The organism is Streptomyces sp. NPDC001889, from assembly GCF_053594535.1.
Genome location: NZ_JBSFER010000013.1, coordinates 20330 through 47034, shown reverse-complemented (window position 1 = coordinate 47034; position 26705 = coordinate 20330). Strand labels below are relative to the sequence as shown.

The 26705-nt window shown below is 73.3% G+C and carries 22 protein-coding genes; 12 read left to right on the top strand and 10 right to left on the bottom strand.

Annotated elements, in window-relative coordinates; translation table 11 throughout:
- Nucleotides 1-262: 262 nt before the first annotated feature.
- The gene (locus ACWCRA_RS16500; RefSeq protein WP_451067906.1) at nucleotides 263-1450 is read right to left on the bottom strand and encodes a threonine aldolase family protein; all 1188 of its coding nucleotides are present in this window, start codon (nucleotides 1448-1450) and stop codon (nucleotides 263-265) included.
- Nucleotides 1451-1563: 113 nt separating this feature from the next.
- Here ACWCRA_RS16500 and ACWCRA_RS16495 point away from each other — a divergent pair, with 113 nt between their 5' ends.
- The 10 genes from ACWCRA_RS16495 to ACWCRA_RS16450 all read left to right on the top strand — a co-directional run bounded on the left by ACWCRA_RS16495 (nucleotide 1564) and on the right by ACWCRA_RS16450 (nucleotide 10361).
- The gene (locus ACWCRA_RS16495; protein WP_451067905.1) at nucleotides 1564-2484 is read left to right on the top strand and encodes a Rossmann-like and DUF2520 domain-containing protein; all 921 of its coding nucleotides are present in this window, start codon (nucleotides 1564-1566) and stop codon (nucleotides 2482-2484) included.
- On the top strand, nucleotides 2481-3500 hold the full coding sequence (gene panC / locus ACWCRA_RS16490; RefSeq protein ID WP_351553982.1) for a pantoate--beta-alanine ligase: 1020 nt from the start codon (nucleotides 2481-2483) through the stop codon (nucleotides 3498-3500). The genes ACWCRA_RS16495 and panC overlap by 4 nt, the downstream gene beginning before the upstream one ends.
- The gene (locus ACWCRA_RS16485; protein ID WP_451067904.1) at nucleotides 3497-5248 is read left to right on the top strand and encodes an L-aspartate oxidase; all 1752 of its coding nucleotides are present in this window, start codon (nucleotides 3497-3499) and stop codon (nucleotides 5246-5248) included. The genes panC and ACWCRA_RS16485 overlap by 4 nt, the downstream gene beginning before the upstream one ends.
- On the top strand, nucleotides 5245-6252 hold the full coding sequence (nadC, locus tag ACWCRA_RS16480) for a carboxylating nicotinate-nucleotide diphosphorylase (protein ID WP_351553987.1): 1008 nt from the start codon (nucleotides 5245-5247) through the stop codon (nucleotides 6250-6252). The genes ACWCRA_RS16485 and nadC overlap by 4 nt, the downstream gene beginning before the upstream one ends.
- Nucleotides 6252-7052 carry a type III pantothenate kinase gene (locus ACWCRA_RS16475; RefSeq protein WP_351553989.1) on the top strand — a complete coding sequence of 267 codons (801 nt, stop codon included), beginning with the start codon at nucleotides 6252-6254 and terminating at the stop codon, nucleotides 7050-7052. The genes nadC and ACWCRA_RS16475 overlap by 1 nt, the downstream gene beginning before the upstream one ends.
- An 857-nt stretch (nucleotides 7053-7909) precedes the next feature.
- A complete protein-coding gene (locus tag ACWCRA_RS16470) occupies nucleotides 7910-8494 on the top strand; it encodes a hypothetical protein (RefSeq protein WP_351554090.1) in 585 nt (194 codons plus the stop codon).
- Nucleotides 8495-8508: 14 nt separating this feature from the next.
- Nucleotides 8509-8691, top strand: a complete 183-nt coding sequence (locus tag ACWCRA_RS16465) for a hypothetical protein (protein WP_351553992.1) — start codon at nucleotides 8509-8511, stop codon at nucleotides 8689-8691.
- 152 nt (nucleotides 8692-8843) lie between these two features.
- Nucleotides 8844-9341: a BlaI/MecI/CopY family transcriptional regulator gene (locus ACWCRA_RS16460; RefSeq protein ID WP_451067903.1), complete on the top strand. Its 498-nt coding sequence runs from the start codon at nucleotides 8844-8846 to the stop codon at nucleotides 9339-9341.
- A gap of 9 nt (nucleotides 9342-9350) precedes the next feature.
- A complete protein-coding gene (locus ACWCRA_RS16455) occupies nucleotides 9351-9872 on the top strand; it encodes an amino-acid N-acetyltransferase (protein WP_351553998.1) in 522 nt (173 codons plus the stop codon).
- 153 nt (nucleotides 9873-10025) lie between these two features.
- Complete coding sequence (locus tag ACWCRA_RS16450) at nucleotides 10026-10361, top strand: histone-like nucleoid-structuring protein Lsr2 (protein ID WP_351554001.1); 336 nt, start codon at nucleotides 10026-10028, stop codon at nucleotides 10359-10361.
- A gap of 11 nt (nucleotides 10362-10372) precedes the next feature.
- Here ACWCRA_RS16450 and ACWCRA_RS16445 read toward each other — a convergent pair whose 3' ends face one another.
- On the bottom strand, nucleotides 10373-11035 hold the full coding sequence (locus tag ACWCRA_RS16445) for an SCO3374 family protein (RefSeq protein ID WP_351554004.1): 663 nt from the start codon (nucleotides 11033-11035) through the stop codon (nucleotides 10373-10375).
- Nucleotides 11036-11466: 431 nt separating this feature from the next.
- Between ACWCRA_RS16445 and ACWCRA_RS16440 the strand changes: the two genes are divergently transcribed.
- Nucleotides 11467-13995, top strand: a complete 2529-nt coding sequence (locus ACWCRA_RS16440; protein WP_351554007.1) for an ATP-dependent Clp protease ATP-binding subunit — start codon at nucleotides 11467-11469, stop codon at nucleotides 13993-13995.
- A 108-nt stretch (nucleotides 13996-14103) separates the two neighbouring features.
- Here the strand turns inward: ACWCRA_RS16440 and dacB are convergent, their stop codons facing one another.
- Entirely contained in the window at nucleotides 14104-15765 is a 1662-nt protein-coding gene (gene dacB / locus ACWCRA_RS16435) for a D-alanyl-D-alanine carboxypeptidase/D-alanyl-D-alanine endopeptidase (RefSeq protein ID WP_451067902.1), read from the bottom strand.
- Nucleotides 15766-15979: 214 nt separating this feature from the next.
- The gene (locus tag ACWCRA_RS16430; RefSeq protein WP_451067901.1) at nucleotides 15980-19336 is read right to left on the bottom strand and encodes an NACHT domain-containing protein; all 3357 of its coding nucleotides are present in this window, start codon (nucleotides 19334-19336) and stop codon (nucleotides 15980-15982) included.
- 484 nt (nucleotides 19337-19820) lie between these two features.
- Between ACWCRA_RS16430 and ACWCRA_RS16425 the strand changes: the two genes are divergently transcribed.
- The gene (locus ACWCRA_RS16425; protein WP_351554016.1) at nucleotides 19821-20489 is read left to right on the top strand and encodes a M23 family metallopeptidase; all 669 of its coding nucleotides are present in this window, start codon (nucleotides 19821-19823) and stop codon (nucleotides 20487-20489) included.
- Nucleotides 20490-20628: 139 nt separating this feature from the next.
- On the opposite strand, the gene cseC is transcribed toward ACWCRA_RS16425, so the two are convergent.
- The 6 genes from cseC to ACWCRA_RS16395 all read right to left on the bottom strand — a co-directional run bounded on the left by cseC (nucleotide 20629) and on the right by ACWCRA_RS16395 (nucleotide 26640).
- On the bottom strand, nucleotides 20629-21987 hold the full coding sequence (cseC, locus tag ACWCRA_RS16420) for a two-component system sensor histidine kinase CseC (RefSeq protein ID WP_351554019.1): 1359 nt from the start codon (nucleotides 21985-21987) through the stop codon (nucleotides 20629-20631).
- A gap of 40 nt (nucleotides 21988-22027) precedes the next feature.
- Nucleotides 22028-22726: a two-component system response regulator CseB gene (gene cseB, locus ACWCRA_RS16415; protein WP_351554022.1), complete on the bottom strand. Its 699-nt coding sequence runs from the start codon at nucleotides 22724-22726 to the stop codon at nucleotides 22028-22030.
- A gap of 9 nt (nucleotides 22727-22735) precedes the next feature.
- Nucleotides 22736-23344: a hypothetical protein gene (locus ACWCRA_RS16410; protein ID WP_451067900.1), complete on the bottom strand. Its 609-nt coding sequence runs from the start codon at nucleotides 23342-23344 to the stop codon at nucleotides 22736-22738.
- 122 nt (nucleotides 23345-23466) lie between these two features.
- Nucleotides 23467-24162: a SigE family RNA polymerase sigma factor gene (locus ACWCRA_RS16405; protein ID WP_451067899.1), complete on the bottom strand. Its 696-nt coding sequence runs from the start codon at nucleotides 24160-24162 to the stop codon at nucleotides 23467-23469.
- Nucleotides 24163-24970: 808 nt separating this feature from the next.
- Nucleotides 24971-25876 carry an HhH-GPD family protein gene (locus tag ACWCRA_RS16400; RefSeq protein WP_351554031.1) on the bottom strand — a complete coding sequence of 302 codons (906 nt, stop codon included), beginning with the start codon at nucleotides 25874-25876 and terminating at the stop codon, nucleotides 24971-24973.
- 131 nt (nucleotides 25877-26007) lie between these two features.
- Complete coding sequence (locus ACWCRA_RS16395) at nucleotides 26008-26640, bottom strand: phosphatase PAP2 family protein (protein ID WP_451067898.1); 633 nt, start codon at nucleotides 26638-26640, stop codon at nucleotides 26008-26010.
- Between the last annotated feature and the right edge of the window lie 65 nt (nucleotides 26641-26705).

Here is a 26705-nt window from a genome sequence, read left to right as displayed (position 1 = left end):
CCCAGCCCGTCCGGCGTTTGAGGACGGACCCCGCACCACGGGTGCCCGAGCTGGTGCGTGTCGGCCTGTCCGGTGAGGACGCACCCCGCACCACGGGTAGCCCGAGCAATTTCAGCCCGTCCGGCGATTGAGGACGGACCCCGCACCACGGGTGCCCGAGCTGGTGCGTGTCGGCCTGTCCGGTAAGGACGCACCCCGCACCACGGGCGCCGGGTGATCGAGGGCGGGCCCCGCACACCGTGGGGACCGGGGTGGGGGCGCCTCAGGTGGTGGGGGGCACTCGGCGGAGGAAGTCCGCCAGGGCCGCGCGGACAGCGCGCCCGTCCCACCCGAGCCCCGGCGCCCCCACCGTCACCTCCGTCACCGACACCCCCGGAGGACCCCCCTCCCCCCACCACACCCGGAACAGCGTCACCCCCGTCTCCTCCGCCTGCCCCACCCCCGCCTCGTTCAGCACCTCCGCCTCGTACGGCAGCCACACCTGGAACTGATGCGTCTGCGGCACCCCCGGGTTCACCCGATACCACCCCACCCCCGACTCCCGCAGCCCCTCCCCCAGCGCCGCCGCCACCCGCTTCGCGTGGGCGACGTACGACGGCAGCCGGGGCAGCTCGCGCTCCAGGCCCAGCAGCGCCGACAGGGCCGCCGGGTACTGCTGGAACAGCTGCCCCCCGTAGCGGTGGCGCCACGCCCTCGCCTCCGCCATCACCTCGGCGGGGCCCGCCAGCGCCGCGCCCGAGAGCGCGCCGAGCGACTTGTAGAAGGACACGTACACACTGTCCGCGAGCGACGCCACCTCCGACAGCGGGCGGCCGAAGTGCGGGGCGCACTCCCACAGCCGCGCGCCGTCGAAGTGCACCACCGCATCCCGTTCCCGCGCCGCTCCCACCACCGCCACCAGCTCCTCCCACTCCGGCAGCACGAACCCCGCGTCCCGCAGCGGCAGCTCCAGCATCAGCGCCCCGAACGGCTCCTCGAAGTCCGCCACCTCCGCCGCCGTCGGCAGTCTGCGCTCCCGGGTCGGATGGACGGTGCGCAGCCCGCTCAGCGCCTCGAAGGCGCCCCGTTCGTGCACCTCGGGGTGGGCCATCGGATGGAGCGCCACCGTCGCGTTCCCGGTCCGCCCGGCCCAGCACCGCAGCGCCACCTGCTGCGCCATCGTCCCCGTCGGGAAGTACACCGCCTCCGGGAACCCGAGCAGCTCCGCCGTCCGCCGCTCCAGCTCCGCGACCGTCCCGCCGCCGTAGATGTCCGGGTGGTCGTCCATGTCCCAGATCCCGTCCCCACCCGACGCCAGCTCCGTCAGCCGGGACCGCAGGGAACGGTCCGCAGGACCCGTCCACAACAGCTTCTCGGACCTCCGCCAGGCGGCCAGTCTGCGATACCGCAGCGCCTCCTCCGCCGTCCTGCCCGCCGCACCGCTCGTCTCGTTCTCCGTTGTATCGGCCATCCCCCGATCATCGCCCACAGCCTGTGGACAACCCGTGGGGCGTATGCGGTGCTGGCGTAGCATGACGGGCACATCGTCCGGTACCCGCCGCGGACTGGAACGGAAGGCACCGCGTGACCCCCACCGCACCACACGAACCGCTCGACCCGCGGGACCGCCCCGCCCGGCTCACCGTCGGCGTCGTCGGCGCCGGCCGCGTCGGCCCCGCGCTCGCCGCCGCGCTCCAGCTCGCCGGCCACCGCCCCGTCGCGGTCTCCGGCGTCTCGGACGCCTCCCGCCGCAGGGCCGCCAAGCTGCTCCCCGGCGTCCCCCTCCACACCCCCGCCGAAGTCCTCGCCCGCGCCGAGCTGGTGCTGCTCACCGTCCCCGACGACGCGCTGCCCGCCCTGGTCGAGGGCCTCGTCGACACCGGCGCCGTCCGCCCCGGTCAGCTCCTGGTCCACACCTCAGGACGGTACGGAGCACAGGTCCTGGCCCCCGCCACCCGCGCGGGCGCCCTCCCGCTCGCCCTGCACCCGGCGATGACCTTCACCGGCTCCGGGGTGGACGTCCAGCGGCTCGCCGGCTGCTCCTTCGGCGTCACCGCGCCCGAGGAGCTGCGGCTCGCCGCCGAGGCGCTCGTCATCGAGATGGGCGGGGAGCCCGAGTGGATCGCGGAGGAGGCCCGCCCGCTCTACCACGCGGCGCTCGCCCTCGGCGCGAACCACCTGGTGACCCTGGTCGCCCAGTCGATGGAGCTGCTGCGCACCGCCGGCGTCACCGCCCCCGACCGGATGCTCGGCCCCCTCCTCGGCGCCGCGCTCGACAACGCCCTGCGCTCCGGGGACGCCGCCCTCACCGGCCCCGTCGCCCGGGGCGACGCCGGCACCGTCGCCGCCCACATCGCCGAGCTGCGCAGGCATGCCCCCGGCGCCGTCCCCGGCTATCTCGCGATGGCGCGCACCACCGCCGACCGGGCCCTGGCCCACGGGCTCCTCAAACCGGAACTGGCCGAGGACCTCCTCGGCGTGCTGGCGGAGGAGACACGGCCATGACCGGGACCAGCCGGGAGTTCACTCTCGTACCGACCGCCGGCGAGCTGGCCCGCGCCCTGCGCGACCGGGCCGCACCGGGCCGTACCGCCGTCGTCATGACCATGGGCGCCCTCCACGAGGGCCACGCCGCCCTGATCGCCGCCGCCCGCGACCGCGTCGGCCCCACCGGCTCCGTCACGGTCACGGTCTTCGTGAACCCGCTCCAGTTCGGCGCGGGCGAGGACCTCGACCGCTATCCGCGCACCCTCGACGCCGACCTCGCCACCGCGCGGGCCGCCGGCGCCGATATCGTCTTCGCGCCGTCGGCCGCCGACATCTACCCCGGCGGGGAGCCCCGGGTCCGGATCGCCGCCGGCCCCATGGGGGAGCTGCTGGAGGGCGCCAGCCGCCCCGGCCACTTCGACGGCATGCTGACCGTCGTCGCCAAACTCCTCCATCTCACCCGCGCCGACCTGGCTTTCTTCGGCGAGAAGGACGCCCAGCAGCTCGCCTTGGTCCGCCGGATGGTCCAGGATCTGAACTTCCCGGTGGAGATCGTCGGCGTCGAGACCGTCCGCGAGGAGGACGGGCTGGCCCGCTCCAGCCGCAACCGCTATCTCTCGCCCGCCGAGCGGATCACCGCGCTCGCCCTCTCCCGGGCCCTGTTCGCCGCCCGCGACCGGCTCGCCGCCCAGGAGGCGCTGCACGCCCGCGCGGAGGCCGTCCCCGGCACCCTCGCCCGCGCCGCCGCGCTCTCCGCGCTCGGAGAGGCCCGCGCGGCGGCCGACGCCGCCGCCGTCGCCCAGGCCGCGCCCTGCGGGGCGGACGCGGTGCGCGCCGCCGCCCGGGCCGTCCTGGAGGAGGCCACCCGCGCCACTCCGCCCCTCACCCTCGACTATCTGGCGCTGATCGACCCGGCCACCTTCACCGAGGTGCCCGACGGCCACCGGGGCGAGGCGATCCTCGTCCTCGCCGCCCGTGTCGGCACCACCCGGCTGATCGACAACCTCCCCCTCAGCTTCGGAGCCGCCTCGTGACCACGGACCGGAACCCGGGCTCCGCACCGGGCATACGGCTGGCGGCCCCCGCCCCCGGCTGGGCCATCACCGCCGATGTCGTCGTGGTCGGCTCCGGCGTCGCCGGCCTGACCTGCGCACTGCGCTGCGCCGCCGCCGGGCTGACCACCGTCGTCGTCACCAAGGCGCGGCTCGACGACGGCTCCACCCGCTGGGCCCAGGGCGGCATCGCCGCCGCGCTCGGCGACGGCGACACCCCCGATCAGCACCTCGCCGACACCCTCGTCGCGGGTGCCGGCCTCTGCGCCGAGGACGCGGTGCGGGCCCTGGTCACCGAGGGCCCCGGGGCCGTCCGCCGGCTCATCGGCACCGGCGCCCGCTTCGACACCTCGGACACCGGGGCGATAGCGCTCACCCGCGAGGGCGGCCACCACCGCCGCCGCATAGCGCACGCGGGCGGCGACGCCACCGGCGCCGAGATCTCCCGCGCCCTGGTCGAGGCGGTCCGCTCCGCCGGTCTTCGCACCATCGAGAACGCCCTGGTCCTGGATCTGCTCACCGACGCGACGGGCCGCACCGCCGGGGTCACCCTCCATGTGATGGGCGAGGGCCAGCACGACGGCGTCGGGGCGGTCCACGCCCCGGCCGTGGTCCTCGCCACCGGCGGCATGGGCCAGGTCTTCTCCGCCACCACCAACCCCGCCGTCTCCACCGGCGACGGCGTCGCCCTCGCCCTGCGCGCCGGGGCGGAGGTCTCCGACCTCGAATTCGTCCAGTTCCACCCCACCGTGCTCTTCCTCGGCACGGAGGCGGAGGGCCAGCAGCCGCTGGTGTCCGAGGCGGTACGGGGCGAGGGCGCCCATCTCGTCGACGCCTCCGGCACCCGCTTCATGCTCGGCCGGCACGAGCTGGCCGAACTCGCGCCCCGCGACATCGTCGCCAAGGCCATCATGCGGCGGATGCGCGAGCAGGGCGCGGACCACATGTACCTCGACGCGCGCCACTTCGGCGCGGAGATGTGGGAGCGGCGGTTCCCCACCATCCTGGCGGCCTGCCGGGCCCACGGCATCGATCCGGTGACCGAGCCCGTCCCGGTCGCGCCCGCCGCCCACTACGCCTCCGGGGGCGTCCGCACCGACCTCCACGGCCGCACCACCGTCCCCGGGCTGTGGGCCTGCGGCGAAGTGGCCTGCACGGGAGTCCACGGCGCCAACCGGCTCGCCTCCAACTCGCTCCTGGAGGGCCTGGTCTTCGCCGAGCGCATCGCCGCCGGGATCGCCGGGCTCGCGCCCCTCCCGGCGCCCCTTCCGGCCGCCCCCGCGCACCCCTCCGTACTGCCGCTGATCGCCCCCGAGTCCCGCCCCGGCATCCAGCGGATCATGTCCCAGGGAGCGGGCGTCCTGCGCTCCGCCGGGAGCCTGCGGGCCGCGGCCCGCGACCTGGAGCGGGTCGACCGGGAGGCGGCGGCGGACCACCCGGACGCCCCGGATGCCCCGGATGCCCCGGACGGCTCCGCCAAGGCCGCCGAGCCCGGTGTCGACTCCTGGGAGACCACCAATCTGCTGTGCGTGGCCCGGGTGCTGGTCGCCGCCGCGCTGGAGCGCGAGGAGACCCGCGGCTGCCACTGGCGCGAGGACCACCCCGACCGGGACGACCCCGGCTCGCGCCACCACCTGGTGATCCGTACCGCGCCCGACCGCTCGCTCGTCGTCGCCCGCACCGACGGCACCGCCTTTCCACCCACCGTCCCCAGGGAGCCAAAGCCGTGAGCACGCCCGAAGACCGTCCGCTTCCCGCGGACGTACCGCTGATCCAGCTCGGCTGCGGGGACTCCTGCGGCTGCGCCGAGGACGCCGGCGGTGAGGAGATGTACGAGTGCGGGCTCGATCCGGCACTCGCCGCACTGCTGGTCGCGGCCGGACTCGACCCCGTACAGGTCGAGGATGTCGCGCATCTGGCGCTCGGTGAGGACCTCGACGGCGGCTCCGATGTGACCAGCGCGGCGACCGTCCCCGAGGACGCCGTCGCCACCGGCGACTTCACCGCCCGCGAGGCCGGTACGGTCGCGGGGCTCCAGATCGCCGAGGCCGTGCTCTCGGTGATCGTCACCACCGAGTTCGAGGTGGAGCGCCATGTCCAGGACGGCGACCGTGTCGAGGCCGGGCAGAAGCTGCTCTCCGTCACCGCCGGCACCCGTGAGCTGCTGACCGGCGAGCGCAGCGCACTCAACCTCCTCTGCCGGCTCTCCGGCATCGCGACCGCCACCCGCGCCTGGTCGGACGCCCTGGAGGGCACCGGGGCCCGGGTCCGCGACACCCGCAAGACCACCCCCGGGCTCCGTGCCCTGGAGAAGTACGCGGTGCGGTGCGGCGGCGGGGCCAACCACCGGATGTCCCTCGCGGACGCGGCGCTCGTCAAGGACAACCACGTGGTCGCGGCGGGCGGTGTCGCCCCGGCGTTCAAGGCGGTCCGGGCGGCCTTCCCCGACCTGCCCATCGAGGTCGAGGTGGACACCCTGGACCAGGTGCGCGAGGTGCTGGAGGCGGGCGCCGACCTGATCCTGCTGGACAACTTCACCCCGGCCCAGGTCGCGGAGGCGGTGGCCCTCGTCGCGGGCCGCGCGGTACTGGAGTCCTCCGGCCGGCTCACCCTCGCCAACGCCCGCGCCTACGCGGAGACCGGCGTCGACTATCTCGCGGTCGGGGCGCTCACCCACTCCTCCCCGATCCTGGACATCGGTCTCGACCTGCGGCCGAGGGGAGCGGACGCCTGATGCTGCTGACCATTGACGTCGGCAACACCCACACGGTGCTCGGCCTCTTCGACGGGGAGGAGATCGTCGAGCACTGGCGCATCTCCACCGACGCCCGCCGCACCGCCGACGAGCTGGCGGTCCTGCTCCAGGGCCTGATGGGGATGCATCCGCTGCTCGGGGTGGAGCTGGGCGACGGGATCGAGGGGATCGCGATCTGCTCCACCGTCCCCTCGGTCCTGCACGAGCTGCGCGAGGTCACCCGGCGCTACTACGGGGACGTCCCGGCGGTCCTGGTCGAGCCCGGGATCAAGACCGGGGTGCCGATCCTGATGGACAACCCCAAGGAGGTCGGCGCCGACCGCATCATCAACGCGGTCGCGGCGGTCGAGCTGTACGGGGGGCCGGCGATCGTCGTGGACTTCGGCACCGCGACCACGTTCGACGCGGTGAGCACCGCCGGGGCGTACACGGGCGGGGTGATCGCCCCCGGCATCGAGATCTCGGTCGAGGCGCTCGGGGTGAAGGGGGCCCAGCTGCGGAAGATCGAGCTGGCCCGACCCCGGAGTGTGATCGGGAAGAACACGGTGGAGGCGATGCAGTCGGGGATCATCTACGGGTTCGCGGGGCAGGTGGACGGGGTGGTCCGCCGCATGAAGAAGGAGCTGGCGCCGGGGGACCCGGAGGATGTGACGGTGATCGCGACGGGGGGGCTGGCGCCGATGGTGCTCGGTGAGTCCTCCGAGATCGACGAGCACGAGCCCTGGCTCACCCTGATCGGCCTCCGCCTGGTCTACGAACGCAACCTGGCCCGCATGTAGCCCCCCCGCCCCGGCCATCCCCGGCCATCCCTGGCCCGTCGGGCGCCCAGAGCCGCCCCTCGCGCTTCGGACGCCCGGAGCATCCCTGGCCCGTCGGGCGCCCAGAGCCGCCCCTGGCACTTCGGACGCCCGGAGCATCCCTGGCCCGTCGGGCGCCCAGAGCCGCCCCTCGCACTTCGGATGCCCGGAGCAACCTCAGCCCGTCCGGCGTTTGAGGACGGACCCCGGACCACGGGTGGCCCGGGCATTCCCGGCCGGTCGGGTGTTTGAGGACGGACCTCGGGTGACGGGTGACCCGAGCAGATTCAGCCCGTCCGGCGTTTGAGGACGGACCCTGGGCGACAGGGGACCCGCATCCTGCGGACCCGGGTCGGGGGCCAGCCCCCGAACCCCCGCGCCTCAAACGCCGGCGGGGCTGGATTTTGTGCCTCAGCCCGCCGGCGGGGCTGAGCAACCCCAGCCGGTCCAGCGCTCAAGACCCCCTCGCGCTTCGAACGGCCCGAGCAACCTCAGCCCGTCCGGCGCCTGAGGACGGACCTCGGGTTGACGGGTGACCCGAGCAACCTCAGCCCGTCCGGCGTTTGAGGACGGACCCTGTGCCACGGGTGGCCCGGGCATTCGCAGCCGGTCGGGCGTTTGAGGACGGACCTCGCGCCACGGGTGACCCGAGCAGATTCAGCCTGTCCGGCGTTTGAGGACGGACCCCGCGCCACAGAACACCCGCACCGGCGCGGGCCCGGGCCGGGAGGCGGTCCGGGCAGGGGGGCGCGGCGCGCCCGAGGGAGGGATTAGGGCGATTACGGGCAATTCGCACGTATCGTCGCCCCATGCCCACGCCATACGGTTCCCGCGGCGGCATGGCCCTCAGTGCAGACGAGCTGCGTGTGCTCCGGCTCGCCCTCGCCGTCGCCCTCCACCCCACCCCCACCCCCCTCCCCGCCCCCGCTCTCCAGGACTGCCTCCGCCTCGCCGACTCCCTCGACGAGGCCGCCCGCGAGGCCGCCCGCCTCCGGGACTTCCTCCTCGCCGACCTCGCCCGCTACCGCCACGCCCTCCCCGGCTCCGCCGTCAGCTATCTGGAGCTGCTCCAGGACGCCCTGGCCGCCGGCTACGACCCCCTCCCCGAGGACCTCGCCGCCCTGCGCACCCTCCGCGGCGGCCCGGTCGGCGCCGCCCTGCTGGAGCGGACCGCGCGGGCCCGGTCCGTACACCCCGCGCGGCACCGCGCCGCCCCCGCCCCGCGCACCCGGCTGCTGGCGCTCCCCGGCGGGCGGGCCGCCGACGAACCCCGGCCGAAGCCCAAACCCCGGCCCGCCCCGGAACCGGCGAAGCCGCAGCCCACCCCCTCCGCGCCCGGCGAACGCCCGGTCCCCAAGCCGTCCGAGGTCTTCCCGCCCCGCCGCCGCCCCGTCCCCCCGGCGGAGCAGCGCGCCGCGGGCTAGCTACCCTGTGAGCCATGGACTACGTATCCGCCCTGCTGCCGCCCGTCGTGATGGCCACTCTCTTCACCGCTCTGATCGTGACGATCGTCAAGAGCCAGGGCGGCCCGAACAAGGCCAAGGAAGACGCCATCGCGGACGCCGTGATCGCCCGCGCCGAGGCCGCCCACACCCCCGCCCCCTCCCGCAACGCCGAGTGACCCCCGCGTTACACCCGCCCGACACCCGCCCGCCCGCGCGGTCGCGCGGGGCCGCGCGGCGGCTGGACGTACGGCAGACCTTCCGGTCGTCCGTACGTCCTTTTTGTTATGTCATTACCGAGAATTCTGGTTTCTACCACTATGGTGGCAATGTGCCCCGCCAATTGGGAGACCTCGAAGACGCCGTCATGACCCGGGTCTGGCAATGGAACCGGCCGGTCACCGTCCGGGAAGTCCTGGAAGACCTTCAGCAGGAACGGTCCATCGCCTACACGACCGTCATGACGGTAATGGACAATCTCCATCAGAAGGGCTGGGTCCGCAGGGAAGTCGAGGGCCGCGCCTATCGATATACGGCGGTCTCCACCCGCGCCGCCTACTCCGCGGCACTCATGAACGAAGCCTGGTCCCGGAGTGACAACCCGGCCGCCGCCCTCGTCGCCTTCTTCGGGATGATGTCGCCCGAGCAGCGCGAAGCGCTCCAAGCCGCGGTCCGTATCGTTCAGGGCGACGTGGTGAGCGAGACCCCGCAAGCCGGCCGCGCGGAACCGGAAGGCGCCCGCGAAGCGGAAGATGCCGCGGAACCGCGAGATGACGGCGAACTCCCGGGCGACCGGCCCGCCGACGCGGGGACCTCCCCGGGGCGATAGCGTCACCGCATGTCTTATCCCGCGCCAAATGCCATCACCGTCCGCCGCGCCAGGACCAGCGATGTGGCAGCGGTCCGCCGGCTCGTGGACCCGTACGTGGGTGAAGGCATCCTCCTCGACAAAGCCACCGTCACTCTTTACGAGTCGATCCAGGAGTTCTGGGTCGCCGAACGCGACGATGACGGTACAGTCGCCGGTTGCGGCGCACTCCACGTCATGTGGGAAGACCTCGCGGAAGTGCGCACTCTCGCCGTCGATCCCGTCTACAAGGGCCACGGCATCGGCCATCAGGTCCTGGCCAAGCTGCTGGACACAGCGCGCTGGCTCGGGGTCCGCCGGGTTTTCTGCCTCACCTTCGAAGTCGACTTCTTCGCCAAGCACGGCTTCGTGGAGATCGGCGAGACCCCGGTCGACACAGATGTCTACGCCGAGCTGCTGCGTTCCTATGACGAGGGTGTCGCGGAGTTCCTCGGGCTCGAACGCGTGAAGCCGAACACCTTGGGCAACAGCCGGATGCTTCTGCACCTGTGATCACCACTTCCGGGGCAACCGGCCAGATCCCTATGTCCGAATCGCGCACGTTTCCCGCGTTCTCGCGGTTCTGAACCTCTGCCAAGGGTTTGTGTTTTTCCGGGAAAAGCGGTTTCCTTTCCGCGTACTGCATTTTCGATGAAAGGAAATCCGGTGGCACAGAAGGTTCAGGTCCTTCTTGTCGATGACCTCGACGGCGGCGAGGCGGACGAGACGGTGACGTTCGCGCTGGACGGCAAGACCTACGAGATCGACCTCACCACCGCCAATGCGGACAAGCTCCGCGGTCTCCTTGAGCCGTACGCGAAGAGCGGCCGGCGCACGGGCGGCCGGGCGGCTTCCGGGCGCGGCAAGGGCCGTGCGGCGGCGAGCGGCAACAAGGACACCGCGGAAATCCGCGCGTGGGCCAAGGCGAACGGCTACGAGGTCAACGACCGCGGCCGCGTCCCGGCCACGGTTCGCGAGGCGTACGAGAAGGCGAACGGCTGAGCAGCGGGCTCTTAATCGGCCGAGTATTCACACGCTGCGTATTCGTACGGGTTCGTACATGTAGTCGTTTCCGCATGTGGCGGCGCGGCGGTCCGCAGCAACCGGGCCCGGTGGCACTCCGTCGCCACCGCGTCCAGGAGCCGTGCCAGATCGGGGCTGCTGCCCCGGCCCGCTCCCGTACCGCGCCCGAACGGGGCGAGGGCCGGAAGCGTCGGCTCCACCTCGCGACCCGGCACGGGGGGCCGCAGCCAGCCGGCGGTCCCCCCGGAGCCGGTCCCGCCGGGTGGGGGCGGGGCGGCCAGCCGCCCTCCCGCTCCGAGCGCGGTCAGCTCCAGCGCGATCCCGCCCCACTGGAGCCAGTCGAGCAGCCCCGGCAGCTCCTCCGCGCTGCCCGCGGCCACCCACAGCCGCATCCGCCCCCCGGCCGCCGCCACGGGCCCGGTGGGCACACCGCGGCGCAGCACGGCCGCACCGGCGGCGGACGGCACCTCCAGCACGTCGAAGCGCAGCCCGGTGCGCAGCCACGGCGGAGCGCCGTCGGCCACCGCCCAGCCGAGGGTCTGCTCGTACCACCGCGCCCAGGGCCCGTACGCGTCATCGGCGGGCGAGCGGGGCTGGGGGAGGCGCGGGAGGTGCGGGACGGCCGGAGCGCCGGCCGGGGGATTCGATGTCATGGTCCGGGAACTCCTGAGCGATGCCGCGAGTTACGCAGAGTGGGGGATGGCTCGCACAGGGTGTCGGATCGGGGGGTGCTCGGATGCGTACACGGGCGCAATGTTGTTCGCCCGTAGCTGAGGGACGGGGTGCGCGCCGCATGGACTGTCCGTGCTTGCGGGTAAGACATTCCTAGTGGGGAGGGGCGACACGCTCGCAGGGCGGTCTCACGTTCGCCATCGGCGTACTTCTGCCGGGGCTAATGGTCTGGCCTGCGGGAACATCGTCTCGCACCATCGGGTTGGAGCAGTTGTCGGCGTTCAGGGGTCAGGAGGCCACAGACGGGTGTCGGCAGTTGGAATGAGCGGTCCCCGCTTGCGGGACTAAGCTGCGGAAGGACAGGGAGGGGACCGACCCCTTACTGCCTGACCGCTCTGAGGAGCGATTAACGATGTTCGAGAGGTTCACCGACCGCGCGCGGCGGGTTGTCGTCCTGGCTCAGGAAGAAGCCCGGATGCTCAACCACAACTACATCGGCACCGAGCACATCCTCCTGGGCCTTATCCACGAGGGTGAGGGTGTCGCCGCTAAGGCCCTGGAGAGCCTCGGGATTTCGCTCGAGGCGGTCCGCCAGCAGGTGGAGGAGATCATCGGTCAGGGCCAGCAGGCCCCGTCCGGTCACATCCCCTTCACCCCCCGTGCCAAGAAGGTCCTGGAGCTGTCGCTCCGCGAGGCCCTTCAGCTGGGCCACAACTACATCGGCACGGAGCACATCCTGCTCGGCCTGATCCGCGAGGGCGAGGGCGTCGCCGCCCAGGTCCTCGTGAAGCTGGGCGCCGACCTCAACCGGGTCCGGCAGCAGGTCATCCAGCTGCTCTCCGGGTACTCGGGAGGCAAGGAGGCCGCCACCGCCGGCGGCCCCGCCGAGGGCACGCCCTCGACCTCCCTGGTCCTGGACCAGTTCGGCCGGAATCTCACCCAGGCGGCCCGCGAATCCAAGCTCGACCCGGTCATCGGGCGCGAGAAGGAGATCGAGCGGGTCATGCAGGTGCTCTCCCGCCGCACCAAGAACAACCCCGTGCTCATCGGCGAGCCCGGCGTCGGCAAGACGGCGGTCGTCGAGGGCCTGGCGCAGGCCATCGTCAAGGGCGAGGTGCCCGAGACCCTCAAGGACAAGCACCTCTACACGCTGGACCTCGGCGCGCTCGTCGCCGGCTCCCGCTACCGCGGTGACTTCGAGGAGCGCCTGAAGAAGGTCCTCAAGGAGATCCGCACCCGCGGCGACATCATCCTGTTCATCGACGAGCTGCACACGCTCGTCGGGGCGGGCGCCGCCGAGGGCGCGATCGACGCGGCCAGCATCCTCAAGCCGATGCTCGCCCGCGGTGAGCTCCAGACCATCGGCGCCACCACGCTGGACGAGTACCGCAAGCACCTGGAGAAGGACGCGGCCCTTGAGCGCCGCTTCCAGCCCATCCAGGTCGCGGAGCCCTCGCTGCCGCACACCATCGAGATCCTCAAGGGTCTGCGCGACCGGTACGAGGCCCACCACCGGGTCTCCATCACGGACGAGGCGCTCGTCCAGGCCGCCACCCTCGCGGACCGCTACATCTCGGACCGCTTCCTGCCGGACAAGGCGATCGACCTGATCGACGAGGCCGGCTCCCGGATGCGCATCCGCCGGATGACCGCGCCGCCGGACCTCCGCGAGTTCGACGAGAAGATCGCGGGTGTCCGCCGCGACAAGGAGTCGGCGATCGACTCCCAGGACTTCGAGAAGGCGGCCTCGCTCCGCGACAAGGAGAAGCAGCTCCTCGCCGCGAAGGCCAAGCGCGAGAAGGAATGGAAGGCCGGCGACATGGACGTCGTCGCCGAGGTCGACGGCGAGCTGATCGCCGAGGTCCTCGCCACGGCGACCGGCATTCCCGTCTTCAAGCTCACCGAGGAGGAGTCCTCCCGGCTGCTGCGCATGGAAGACGAGCTGCACAAGCGCGTCATCGGCCAGAAGGACGCCATCAAGGCGCTCTCCCAGGCCATTCGCCGTACGCGGGCGGGTCTGAAGGACCCGAAGCGCCCCGGCGGCTCGTTCATCTTCGCCGGTCCGTCCGGTGTGGGTAAGACCGAGCTGTCCAAGACGCTCGCCGAATTCCTCTTCGGCGACGAGGACGCGCTGATCTCCCTCGACATGTCGGAGTTCAGCGAGAAGCACACGGTTTCCCGGCTCTTCGGCTCCCCTCCCGGATACGTGGGATACGAGGAGGGCGGCCAGCTCACCGAGAAGGTCCGCCGCAAGCCGTTCTCCGTCGTCCTGTTCGACGAGGTCGAGAAGGCCCACCCCGATATCTTCAATTCCCTTCTGCAGATCCTGGAGGACGGTCGGCTGACCGACTCCCAGGGCCGCGTCGTGGACTTCAAGAACACGGTCATCATCATGACGACCAACCTCGGGACCCGGGACATCTCCAAGGGATTCAACCTGGGCTTTGCCGCGCAGGGCGACGTCAAGTCGAACTACGACCGGATGAAGGTCAAGGTCAACGAAGAGCTGAAGCAGCACTTCCGGCCCGAGTTCCTCAACCGTGTGGACGACACGGTCGTCTTCCACCAGCTCACCGAGGAAGACATCATCCAGATCGTCGACCTCATGGTCGCCAAGGTGGATGAGCGTCTCAAGGACCGCGACATGGGCCTGGAGCTGAGCCCCTCGGCCAAGTCGCTGCTCGCCAAGAAGGGCTACGACCCCGTGCTGGGCGCCCGGCCGCTGCGCCGGACGATCCAGCGGGAGATCGAGGACATCCTCTCCGAGAAGATCCTCTTCGGTGAGCTGCGCCCCGGTCACATCGTGGTCGTGGACTCCGAGGGCGAGGGTGACCAGAAGAAGTTCACCTTCCGCGGCGAGGAGAAGGCGGCACTGCCCGACGTCCCGCCGATCGAGCAGGCGGCCGGCGGCGCCGGACCGAACCTCTCGAAGGAGGCGTAGGCCGAGCGGCCGTGCCCCGCACGGCCGCACAGGGGCTGCCCCGGATGCGTACAGAGACGTACGGACCCGGGGCAGCCCCTTTTTTCCCGTCCGGTGCCGGCGGGGCCTTCAGCAGAGTCGCGGCTTCCGCCAGGCGCACTCGGTCCCGGTATCCGGGGCGCCCGCCGGGCCCGGGGCATCCGCCGAGCCCGATGCGCCGTCCGGGGTGCTTGTGGCACCCGGGGGCCGGGGCGCGACGGACGCGATGGTGCCGGCGGCCGTGTCCGAGCGGGCGAGGGTCACCACGATCGCGTCCTCGACGCTCTTCACCGACGGGGCGAGGTAGTTGTTCAGGACGATCGCGTAGACGAGTTCCCGGCCGGCGGCGTCCTTCACATAGCCGGAGAGCGCCGACGCCCCCGTGAGCGACCCGGTCTTGGCGCGGGCGTTGAGCGCGGCGGGGGTGTTGCACATCCGGGTCCGCAGGGTGCCCCCGACGGCCCGGTCCGGGGCGCAGGCCACGGGCAGGGAGGCATGCCAGTCGGCGTACCAGGGGGCGTCCCGCACCGACAGCAGCAGCCGGGCGAACTGCTCGGCCGGGACGACGTTCATCCGGGACAGACCCGAGCCGTCGGCCTGGCGCAGGGTGCTCGTATCGACACCCTCCTCCCGCAGCCGGGCGTTCACGGCCGACAGCCCGGCGCTCCAGGTGCCCCGGCCCGCGGTCTCGTGCCCGATGGTCTTGATCAGCGCCTCGGCGTGCATATTGTTCGACAGCTTCATGAACGGACGCATCAGCTCCCGCAGCGGCATGGACCGGTGCGAGGCGAGGACGCGCGCGCCGGCGGGGGTGGGGCGGCCCAGGCGCGGGTCGTCCCCGATCCGCACCCCGTGGCGGGCGAGCGCGTCGGAGAAGACGGCGGCGGCGTAGCCGGTGGGCTCCCAGACCGTCACCCACTCCTTGGTGGCGCTGCCGCCGAGCGGAATGTTCCCGCTGACGGTGACGGTGTTGCCGCCGTGCCGCCGCGCGATCGCGAGGGTGTCGGACCCTCCGGCGGCGACGGTGGTGCCGCTGTTGTCGATCCGTACGTAGTCGGTCCGCGGGGTGACCGTGATCCTCGGCCGGTCGCCCGCCTTCGCCCCGGGCACCGCCTCGACGATCACGGTGCCCGCGTCGTAGTCGGTGTCGGGTGCGACGGTGAGCGCCGAGATCTGCGCCGAGTAGTACGAGGACTCGTCGTCGCCGGCCCAGCCCCGGCCCAGGCGCTCGGTGTCGAAGCGGGTGTCGTCGGCGATCAGCCGTCCGGTGACGCGCTGGATTCCGCTCGCGGCGAGGTCGGCGGCGAGCCGGTCGTAATCCCCGGGGAGGGTGGTGGGGTCGCCGCTGCCGCGCAGATGGAGATCGCCCCGGAGCGTCGAGCCGTCCCGGCGGCCGGGGGAGAGCACCTCGGTGGTGTACCGGTGGTCGGGGCCGAGGAGGGCCATGGCGGCGGCCGAGGTGAGGAGTTTGGTGTTGGAGGCGGGCATCAGCCGGTCGGTCCCGGCGCGCTGGTAGAGCCGCTCCCCGGTCACGGCGTCCGCGATGACGACGCTCGACGCCCCGCCGTCCAGCCGCGCGTCGGCGAGGATCGTGTCGACGGCTCCCTTCAGCCCGCTGTCGGAGGGTCCGGCCCCGGCGGGGGCGCTCAGGGTGAGGGTGAGGGCGGAGACGAGGACGCAGACGGCGGAGCCGAGCAGGGGGCGGGTGCGGGGGCGGCGGGTCTCGGTCGTTGTTCTCTCGTGGCTGGTCATGGAAGGAGAATCCCGGATGCGGCGGAGCCCGGAAAGGGAGGCGGACGACCCGGTGTTCCCCGTGGCGCGGTCCGGCTTCCCCGCCCGGCCCGATCCGGCCTCCCGCCCCGCCCGGCCCGATCCGGCCTCCCGCCCCGGCTGGTCCGTGCCCCCGGCCGGACCACACGGCCCCCCGGCCCCCCGGCCCCCCGGCGGCCCGGCGGCGTCCGGGCGGTCAGGTGTCGGGGCCCGCCTCCAGCCGGTCGCCGAGGAACTCGCCCCCGATCACGGTCAGCCGGGTGCCGGGCTCGTGGCGGATGCCGACGCTCAGCCCGGGGAGGCGGTGGAGCCCCGTCAGATCGACGGTGTACTCCGGGACTTCCGCGACCATCGCGTCGAACCTGGTGAGGGAGGGGAAGGCCCGCGCCAGCCCTGCGGTGTCGAGGGGCTCGCCCAGGCCCTCCAGCAGCAGATGGGTGATGCCGGGGGCCTCCGGGACCGCGCCCAGGTCGAGCGTGGCGCCGGACGCCAGACAGAGCATGGTGAGCGCGGGCAGCTCCCGCACGGTCCCGATGAGCGTGGGCAGATGGACGGGCGCGGGGAGGATCAGCCGCTCCACCCGGTTCCAGCGGCGCAGACTCCCGTACGAGAAGCCGGTCCGGCCCGAGACATAGAGGCTCCGGGTGCGGGGCGGGCGGCCGGGCAGGTCCAGTGTCCGCAGATCCACCATCAGCCAGTCGAAGACGCGGTCCGACAGCTCCGCCAGCGACTCGAGCCCGGTGCACTCGACCAGCGACAGCTCCTCCACGCCGGGGTGGTCCGCCAGGAAGTCCAGCGAGGTCAGCTCGTGGTTGCTGAAGAGGGACAGCTCGGTGAGCCCGGTGCGCGGCAGATGCGCCCGGAGGGCCTCCGGGCGGTGGTTGCCGTGGAACCAGAGCCTGGGGACGGGCCCGCAGCGGTGCAGCTCCCGCAGCTGGCCGTCGTTGACGACATGGACGACGACATCGTCCAGTTCGACCCGGGAGAGCACCTCGCGGGCGTACGGCCCGGCCGGGAAACCGCTCCAGGCGCTCACCAGGGCCTGGCGCACCGTGTGGTCGGGGCGGCCGGTGAACTCCCGCAGCCGTTCCATGGCGCTCTCCCCGCCCACCAGCGCGATCGTCTCGATGACCGCCTCGTCCGCCGTCCAGTCGCCCGAGGGGCCCGGCAGCAGCGGCAGGACCGGCGGGCCGACGGCGGCCAGCGCCGCGGCCTCCCGGGCGTCCCGGGGCGGCATCAGCTCCCTGATCCGCCGCTCCGCCTCCGCCCGGATGCCCTCGTCGAGGAAGACGGCCGACGCGGCGCACTCCATGGCCAGGATGTGGACGGAGCGGCCCCCGGGGCTTCTGTCACCGGCCTCGGTGAGCTGCTCGATCAGCCGGCCCACCCGCCGCTCGAAGTGCCCGACCGACAGCCGGACGACGTCCTGCCACTGCTCGTCGTCCGCGTGCAGGCACAGCTCCCGCACGCTGTCGGTGTCGGCGAACTCCTTGGCGGCCAGATAGTCCTGGAACGTGCGGTGGATGAAGTGGACGGTGTCCCCGGTGCGCTGCTGGAGCAGACCGCTGCGGTTGAGCAGATGCGTCAGGATCTGCTGGGAGTCGCCCTGTTCGGCGAGTTGCGGCATGGCGGCCACGGCCCGCTCGATCTGGGTGCGGGCCTCGCCGGGGGTGAGCTGGCTCTGGCCGCCGCGCACCAGCCATACGGCGATGTGCTGGAGCAGCAGTTTGTGTTCGTCGACCTCGATGGCCAGCCCCTCGGGGGTGCCGATGCCGCGCTCGCTGTCCCGCTTGCCCAGCAGCATGTCGAGCGTCGCCCGGTACAGCTCCCAGCGGCTGCGCGGCAGCCGGCCCCGGCGCTTGCGGTGGAGCGCGCAGATGACGGCGCAGAGCAGCGGGGTGCGGGCGAGGTCCCGCAGCACGCGGTGGCCGGCGAACTCGCGGTGCAGCTCCCGCTCCAGCTCGTTCAGCCGCCGGGCCTCGCCGTCGATACGGGCCTGGTCCAGCGCGGCGTACTCCACCAGGGCCGCGCCGTGCCAGGCGGTGACGAAGGCGTCGATGTCGGTGTCGCTCATGGGCAGGAGCAGCAGATCGGCGAAGCCCTCGCCGGTGAGCCAGTCGGCCTCCACCGCGCCGGGGCGCACGGTCGCGAGGCAGTCGATGTCGCTGTGGCGCCGCAGGAGCCCGGTCAGCCAGGCGCGGGCCCGGGGGCGGGCGTTCTGGGGGAGTTCGTCGAAGCCGTCGACGAGGAGCAGCGCGCGGCCGGAGTCCAGGACGCGTTCGGCCCAGCCCTCGGGCGCGCGGCCGACCGGGAGTTCGGCGACCTCGGCCAGGGCGTCGGGGCCGGGGAACGCGCCGCCCCGGTTCCGCACCGCGCGCAGCGGGACGACAAAGGGCACCAGTCCGTTGAGCCGGTCCAGTTCGGCGGGGAGGGTTCCGCAGGCGGCGTGGGCGGCGAGCCACCACACCAGGGTGGTCTTGCCCGCGCCGGCCTCGCCGCGCAGCAGGGTGCGCCGGCTGAGCCCGAGGAGTTCCTCCACCCGCCGGGGTCCGGGGCGGGGGTCGGGCGGTGCGGTCTGCGGGGTGCCGTGGCCGGTGAACCAGAGGATCTCCTCGTCCCCCGGGCGGGTGGCCTCCAGGCTCAGATAGGCGGTGTCGAGGTCCCAGCTCGACTCGCTGATGCCGAGTTCGTCGATGCCGAAGACCTCCGTCTTGGCGTACTGGGCCCGGAGCGCCCCGGTGTACCGCTCCTCGAAGGCGCCGTCCCGGGGGTCGAAGCCGGAGACCTTCTCCAGCCGGGGCAGCCCCGGCACCAGTCCCGGCCGTCCCGCTCCCGGCCGCCCGGGCACGAGCCCCGGCCGTCCCGCCCCCGGCGCGGCCTCCGCCTCCGCCTCCGCCTCCGCCTCCGGCCCCGGCTCCCCGGAAAGGGCCCTGCGGACCGGTTCCAGCGGCACGGTCTCCAGGTGCTGCTGCCCCTCCGTCTCCCGCACCCGGGCGACGATGCCCAGCAGGACGGGACCGGCGAAGACGGGGGCGCCGGAGAGCCCGGCGAGCGGGACCGGGCCGCGCGGCGGCACCGCGCCGGGGGAGTGGTCGAGCCAGAAGGTGAGGGCACCCCGCAGCCGCCCCGCGACGGGCAGGACGCTGCCCCGGTACTGGCCGAAGTCCAGCCTCCGGGACCGCTGTCCCTCCCCATCGCGCGGGCCGGTGGTGGTGCGCCCGCCGTACCGCTGGTGGTGCGGGAAGCCGATGGCCTGGCAGCCGGGCAGGGGATCGTCCCCGGTCGGGCGGCCCCAGCGGAGCCGGCCGAGCCCGGCCGCCGGGATCACCTCGCTCTCCCCGCGCAGCAGCGCGGCGTCGGTGGCGTCCGCGGTGCCCGTCCACACCACCGCACAGCGGGTCCGCTGCCCGGTCTCGGGGTGGACCACCTCCGCCGTCGTCCCGTCTCCGACCACATGTGCGCAGGTCAGGATGTGTCTGGGGTCGAGCAGCACCCCGGTGCCCTGCCGCCGGCCGTGCACCGCCACCACGCGTCGCGAAGCGCTGAGCCCCATCCGCCCCAACCCCCTTCGTCCCGGCCCGAGATTAGTGGCCCAGGCCACTTTCGGGCCGGTGTTCGCGTGACCCGGCCCACAGCGCCGCAGGGCCCCCCGGTGACAAGGCACACAGGCCGATCCGGCCCTACTAGCCCCCCTAGGAGCACTCTTCCGGGCCGGGTGCGGGACCCCGCCGTGCCGGGCCCCGGGACTTTGGTCCCGGGCGGACGGAGCCGGGACCGATCACCGCGGGATGGGGCACCCCCTTGGCCCCGGCATGCGGATAAACCCGTTTCCGGATATCCGTTTCCCTCGATGTCCAGCGAGATCGACGATCTAGGACAGAAGGTGTCAAGGGTTTGATTCCCGGCGCTCCCGCTACGACGTAATGTCGTAGTTGGGGTGTTTGAGGTGAAGTGGGCGGATCGGTTACCAAGGGATGGCCAACACATCCCGGCACGCCTCCCGTGCCGGGTCCCTCATTGCCCGGAGGCTCCCCCGTATGCGTGTCACTTCTCGTCGTCCCCGCCTGTCCGCTCTCCGTACCCGTACCGCCGTCGTGGCGGCAGGTCTGGGAGCGTCGACGGTGCTCGGCGCAGGGGCCGCGTTCGCCGCAGAGACCGGCGTGCAGGCCACGGCGCCCGCCGCCGCCAGCACCTCCAGCGCGGTGGCGGCCCAGGCGAAGGCCCAGTCCAAGGCCGCCGCCGCCACCAAGGTCACCGCCAAGCCGGTCGCCGCCGCCAAGTCCGCCAGTGGCTGGTCCAAGCCGCTGTCCCAGTACGTCCTGAGCGCCACCTACGGCAAGGGCGGGGCCATGTGGGCCAGCAACCACTCCGGCCAGGACTTCGCCGTCCCCACCGGCACCTCGGTCAAGTCCGTGGGTCCGGGCACCGTCGTGAAGGCCGGCCCGAACGGCGCCGGTGACGGTCCCGCGTACGGCAACGCCGTCGTGATCAAGCACGACAGCAACACCTACTCCCAGTACGCGCACCTCTCCCGCGTGGATGTGAAGATCGGCCAGCAGGTCTCCGGCGGTCAGCAGATCGCCCTGTCCGGCAACACCGGCAACTCCAGCGGTCCCCACCTCCACTTCGAGATCCGGACGACCCCGAACTACGGCAGCGCCGTGAACCCGGTCGCCCACCTGCGTTCCGAGGGCATCACCCTCTGACACATCGCCGCGCTCCCCAGCGGCCCGGTGACCCAGACGGGCACGGCCCCCGGTGCACACCGCACCGGGGGCCGTGCCCGTCTCCGTACGCTCTCCGCGCCCCCGCTCAGCCCGGGTGCCCGCGCCCCGCGCGCGCCGCTCAGGCTCCCGCCCGCCCGTCCGTCCCCGCCCGCCCGTCCGCCGCCGGCAGCATCGGGAAGCTGCCGCTCACCGTCGGAGCGTGCTCCGGCAGCCAGAGCACCGCGATCGCGCCCCCGCTCTCCACCGAGGGATCGGCACCCTTCGCCGCCGCGGCGTTGCGGAACGTGAGCCGCGCCCCCAGCACCCGCGCCTGGCCCGCCGCGATCGTCAGCCCCAGACCGTGGCCCGTGCCCGCCCGGTCGCTCGCCCCCGTACGGAAGCGGCTCGGGCCCTCGCGCAGCAGCGCGTCCGGGAAACCGGGGCCGTGGTCACGGACCCGCACCACCCGGCCCTCCACCGTGACCTCCACCGGCGACCTGCCGTACTTCGCGGCATTGGTGAGCAGATTCAGCAGAATCCGCTCCAGCCGCCGGGGGTCGGTGTTCACCCAGGACTCGTGCACCACCTGCACCGGCACATCCGGATTCAGCACCGCTATCCGCCGGGTGACGAACTCCCCGAGCGCGATCTCCTGAAGCTCCGCCCGCTCCGACGCGCTGTCCAGCCGGGCCACCTCCAGTACGTCCTCCACCAGGGTCCGCATCGCCTGCGCCCGGTCCCGCACCAGCTCCGACGGCCGGCCGGGCGGCAGCAGCTCGGCCGCCGTCAGCAGCCCCGTCACCGGGGTCCGCAGCTCATGGGCGATATCGGCGGTCACCCGCCGCTCCGCCTCGATCCGCGCGTTCAGGGCGTCGGTGAGCGCGTCGATGGCCTGCGCCAGATCATCGGTCTCATCGCGGACGAAACCGCCGATCGCGTCCCGGACCCGGCTGCCCGTATGGCCCTGGGCGACATTGGCCGCCGCCGCGGCGGCCTTCCGCAGCCGGCGCGAGAGCTGCCCGCCGATCAGCACCCCCAGCGCACAGCCGCCGAAGACCACCGACGCTGAACCGATCATCAGCGCCCGGTCCAGATCCTCCAGGATCACCGCGCTCCGCCCGGAGAACTCGGTGCGCAGCGAGAGCACATCCCCGCTGGCGAGCGGGACGGCGGCCCAGATCTCCGGCGGGCCGTCGTGCCGGTCCTCCACGAAGCTGCCGCGCCGCTTCTGCTCCATGAGCCGCTTCAGCTCCGCCGGCAGCGCGGGATCGTTGACCTTGAAGTTGTACCGGGGGTCCTTGTTCTTGGGCTTGTCGAACCCCCGCTGCTGGGTGACGAGGACGCGCTGGAGCTGCACATCGCGGGCGTTGTCCAGCATCGAGACCCGCGCGGCGTTGTGCACCACCAGGCTCAGCGCCACCGCGATGAGCGCGCCCACGGTGGCGATGGCGATACTGATCTTCCAGCGGACCCCGGTGCGCAGGATCAGCCGCTTCATACCGCGCTCCCGCGCGGCCCCGCCGGGCTCATGCCTCGCCTCATGCCTTGAGCTTGTAGCCGAAGCCGCGGACCGTCTCGATCCGGTCCTGGCCGATCTTGGTGCGCAGCCGCTGGACATGGACGTCCACCACCCGGGTGTCACCGCCCCAGCCGTAGTCCCAGACCCGCTCCAGCAGCTTGTCCCGGGACAGAACGGTGCCGGGCACCGAGGAGAACTCCAGCAGCAGCCGCATCTCGGTCGGCGTCAGCGCGACCGGCGCCCCCGCCTTCCGCACCTCCATGCCCTCCGGGTCGACCTCCAGATCGCCGAAGGTCAGCAGCGCGCCCTGGGCGTTCTGGCCGCCGTCGGCGGGAGCGCCGCCGCCCGCGTGGCCGAAGCGGCGCAGCACCGCCCGGATACGGGCGACCAGCACCGCGCCGTCGAAGGGCTTGGTCACATAGTCGTCGGCGCCGGCCTCCAGGCCCAGCACCACATCGATCGAGTCGGCCCGCGCCGAGAGCATGATCACCGGCACGGTCGACTCGTCGCGGATGCGCCGGCACAGACTCACCCCGTCGAGCCCCGGGACCATCACATCGAGCAGCGCGATGTCCGGGCGGTCCGCGCGGAACGCCTCCAGGCCCAGGAGCCCGTCCGGCATCGCGGTGACCACGAAGCCGTGCCGCTCCAGCGCGAGCTGGGTCGCCTCACGGATGACATCGTCGTCCTCGACGAACAGCACATGGGTGTCGGCCATCCGGTGCTCTCAGTTCTCGCTCGGGGGTGGATCGGTCGGCTCGGGGTCGGTGAACTCGTCCTCGTCGGCGGTCCGGCCGAGTTCATTGCGCACCCAGTGCAGCTTGGTGAACCGGCCGTCCGACCAGTGGTAGGTGGTGATCTCCTCGACGGACGGCGAGGCCACCGGGTCGCGCTCCGTGTAGACGGGCCGGGTCACCACCAGATCGCCCCGGTCGATGTTCGCGTAGACCGCGGGTTCCTCGGAGGTGAAGACATTCTCGTACGTCGTGCCGCTCGCCCGGTACACATAGGTGCCGAGACCGACCCCGTCGGCGCAGGTCATCACGTTGACCACCACGTCCGGCACCGCGCCGCCGGTCATGTTCCCGTGGGTGGTGTCGATCGGGTAGTCGCCGCGGGTGCAGGGCTTGAGACCGGCCTTGACCCGCGCGTCGACCTCCGGATCGTTCTTGATCAGCTTCACCGGGTCGACATCGGAGGTGTCCTTCGGCGCCCCGTCCGCGTCGGGACCCGTCGCGTTCGGGTTGGCCACCGCCTCGGCCTGGGCCGAGCCCTCGTCCTTGACCCCGCCGCCGCCCGTGGTGCAGCCCGTGAGCAGCCCGAGGGCGGCGAACACGGCGATGGCCGCCGCGCCCGCCGCCCGGGACCCGCGAACACGCCGGCCCGGAGGGCTCGCGCCCCCCGGTCCGGCGTCCGGGACGTTCCCTGGGCCGCCCCGCGGACTGCCCCCCTGGCCTGTCAGGCCGCGCACCGCTCCTGCCCCCACTCGTCGTCACTCCGCCGCCGCACCCCGCAGGCCGTGCCGCGCTCCCGCGCACGGGTGTCGAGACCCCGGTCCAGATCCCCCAGACCCAGCGTCCCGTCCTGCGGAACCCGGCTTTCCGGAACCCTGCCCTCCGGAACCCGGCCGCCGAACCCTCGGCCCGCCGGCTCACCGCTCTGCAGGTTCCGGCTCTCCAGCTCCTGACGGAGCCGCGCCAGCGCCCGGTGCAGTGTGCTCTTCACGGTACCCGCCGACATGCCCAGAGCGGCAGCGGTCTCCTCGGTGCTCATCTGCTCCCAGTGACGCAGCACCACCACACTGCGCTGCTTGGGGGCGAGCACCTTCAGCACGTCCATCAGCAGGGCACGGTCCGCGCGCTGGTCACTGCCGTCCTCGACGCAGGCGTCGGGCAACTGCTCGGTGGGCACCTCTTCGAGCTTGCGCGCCCGCCACCACTCCGTCCGCGTATTGATCATCACCCGGCGGAGGTAGGCATCGGCGAGGGACTTGTCCGCGATGCCGTCCCAGCGGCCGTAGGTGCGGGCCAGCGCGGTCTGCAGCAGATCCTGGGCGTCGATGGGGTCGGGGACCAGCCGCCGGGCGCTGCGCAGCAGCGCCTCCTGCCGGGTGCGTACGTACTCCTCGAAGCCGAGCACCTCGCCGTGCGCCATTCCAACCGCCTCCGTCCCCGTGACAAGCACCGCGTTCCGTTACGTCAGAAGTTACGGAGCAGTTGTCACGGCGCTGTGCGGGGAAGCCGTCGGCGGGCGCACGGCCATCCATCGGTTGTGTAACAGCGAATGTTTCACGGCCGGTTCGGTGGGGAATACGGGGCTTCGCCCCGAGGGGCCGGGTGTGCCCGTGCCTCCGGCTGGGGCACGGTTGGCCGTACGCCCGGGGCGGTCACGGACCCGGCCGTGCGTCCCGGCGGCCCGGGGCCGGTGGCCCGGGGCCGGGTGTACGGGCCGGTGGCCGGGTGGGCTGTACGGTCCGGTGGTGCCCGGGCCGGGTGCCTCCGGCTGGGCGCGTGGCTTGGCCGTACGGACGGGGGCGCTCGCGGGCCGGCAGCCCCGGGCCGGTGGCCGGGTGGGCTGTACCGCCCGGCGGTGCGTGGGCCGATCGTACGGCCCGATGGCCCGGGCCGGGTGGTGCGGGGTTGGTGGCCCGGGCGGGTCGCACGGGCCGGTGGTGCGTGGGCCCGTGGTACGGGCGGGGGCTCACCGGTCGGCGGCCCCGGGCCGGTTCGTGAGGGTCGGTGGTACGGGCGGATCGTACGGTCCGGTGGTGCCCGGGCCGGCCGTACGGGCCGGTGGCCCGGGTCGGGTGCCTCCGGCTGGGCGCGTGGCTTGGCCGTACGGACGGGGGCTCACAGGTTGGGGGCCCGGCCCGGGCGGGCCGACGGCACCGGGCTGGTGGTCCCGGTTGGCCGTCCAGGCCGGTGCGCCGGGGCGGGGTTCGGGGGCGCCCTGCCGGGGCGGTTCACCCCGGCAGCCGGTACATCCCCTCCGCGAGCGGCTCCACCAGCCCGTCCGCCACCAGCCCGTCCAGCGCCCGCGCCCGCTGCACCGGCTCGTGCCAGACCGCGTCGAGCGCCGACTGCGGCACCTCGCCGTGCGCCTCCCGCAGCACCGCCAGCAGCTTGCCGCGCACCTGGCGGTCGGTGCCCGCGTAGGTCTGGCCGCGCCGGGCGGGGCCCTCGTGGGCGGGCTTCCCGGCCAGCCGCCAGGCGCACCGCGCCGCGATGGGACAGCGCGCGCAGTCCTCGTTCCGGGCCGTGCACACCAGCGCGCCCAGCTCCATCGAGGCCGCCGCCCAGCGCGACGCCGTCCCCTCGTCCTCGGGCAGCAGCGCACGGGCGAGCTTGCGCTCCGCCGCGGTCGTCGCCGTCGGCGGGTACTGGATACCGGTCGCCGCGCGGGCCAGCACGCGCCGCACATTGGTGTCCAGGACGGCGTGCCGCTGCCCGTACGCGAAGGAGGCGACGGCCGCCGCGGTGTACTCGCCGATCCCGGGCAGCGCGAGGAGCTGGGCGTGGTCGCTGGGCACATCGCCGCCGTGCCGCTCCGTTATCGCCTGCGCGGCCCCGTGCAGCCGGAGCGCGCGGCGCGGATAGCCGAGCCGGCCCCAGGCGCGCACGGCCTCCCCGCTGGCCTCGGCCGCCAGATCGGCGGGCCGGGGCCAGCGGGCCAGCCACTGCTCGTACACCGGGAGCACCCGGCTGACCGGAGTCTGCTGCAGCATGAACTCGCTGACCATCACCCCCCACGCGCCCGCCTCGGGGCGGCGCCAGGGCAGATCGCGGGCGTGCTGGTCGAACCAGGCGATGACGGGAGTGTGCAGGGCGGCGGCGTCGGCGGGGGCGAGGTCTGTGGTGGTGTCAGTCATGGCACTGACGATCCTGGCACGACCGGGGGAGCCGGTGGTGCATACGCTCCGGACGGGTGGGCTAAGCGGCGGAGGGATGTACGCGCCGGCTCCCGGGCGCCCGGGGCCGTTCGGGTGGCCCGGCCGGAGGGTCAGCCGCGCCCCGACGCACCCGGACCCGGACCCGGACCCGCGAACCAGACCACCGGGGCGTACCGGCTCGTGCGCACCGCGGCCAGGAGCGACGACGCCGGGCGGGCGAGCAGGACCATGAGGACCGCCGCCACCACCGCGCCGAGCACCACGCCGACGATCACATCGTGCGGATAGTGCACCCCCACGAAGACCCGGGAGAACGCCATCAGCAGCGCCATCGGCGCGGCCGCCCACACCAGCACCGGCCGGGCGAGGGCGAGCGCGACCGCCGCCGCCCCCGCGATCGAGGCGTGATTGCTGGGGAAGGACCAGTCCCCGGTGGGCGGGCAGGCCACCAGGGACGCCGCCGCGTCCGTCACCGTCCGGCACGGGCGCTCCTCGTCGAACACCGTCTTGAGCGATTCGCTGATCACATATCCGGCCGCGGTCGCCAGGGGGGCGAGCACGGCCACGGCTATCGCGGACGCGCTCTGCGCGCGCGCCCGCCACCAGACGGTGAGGAAGAGCGCGCCGAAGACCAGAAGCCCGGCCTCGGTCCACACCTCGGCGAGGTGCTGGACCCAGGAAGGGGACGACTCGGCCAGTTCGGTGATGTCGCGGTACAGGCCGCGAGTGATGCTGCTGTCCATGATCACTGACCGTACCCGGCGGACCCGAACCGTCACCCGCAGCGATCGTCCACCGCCGCCCCCGA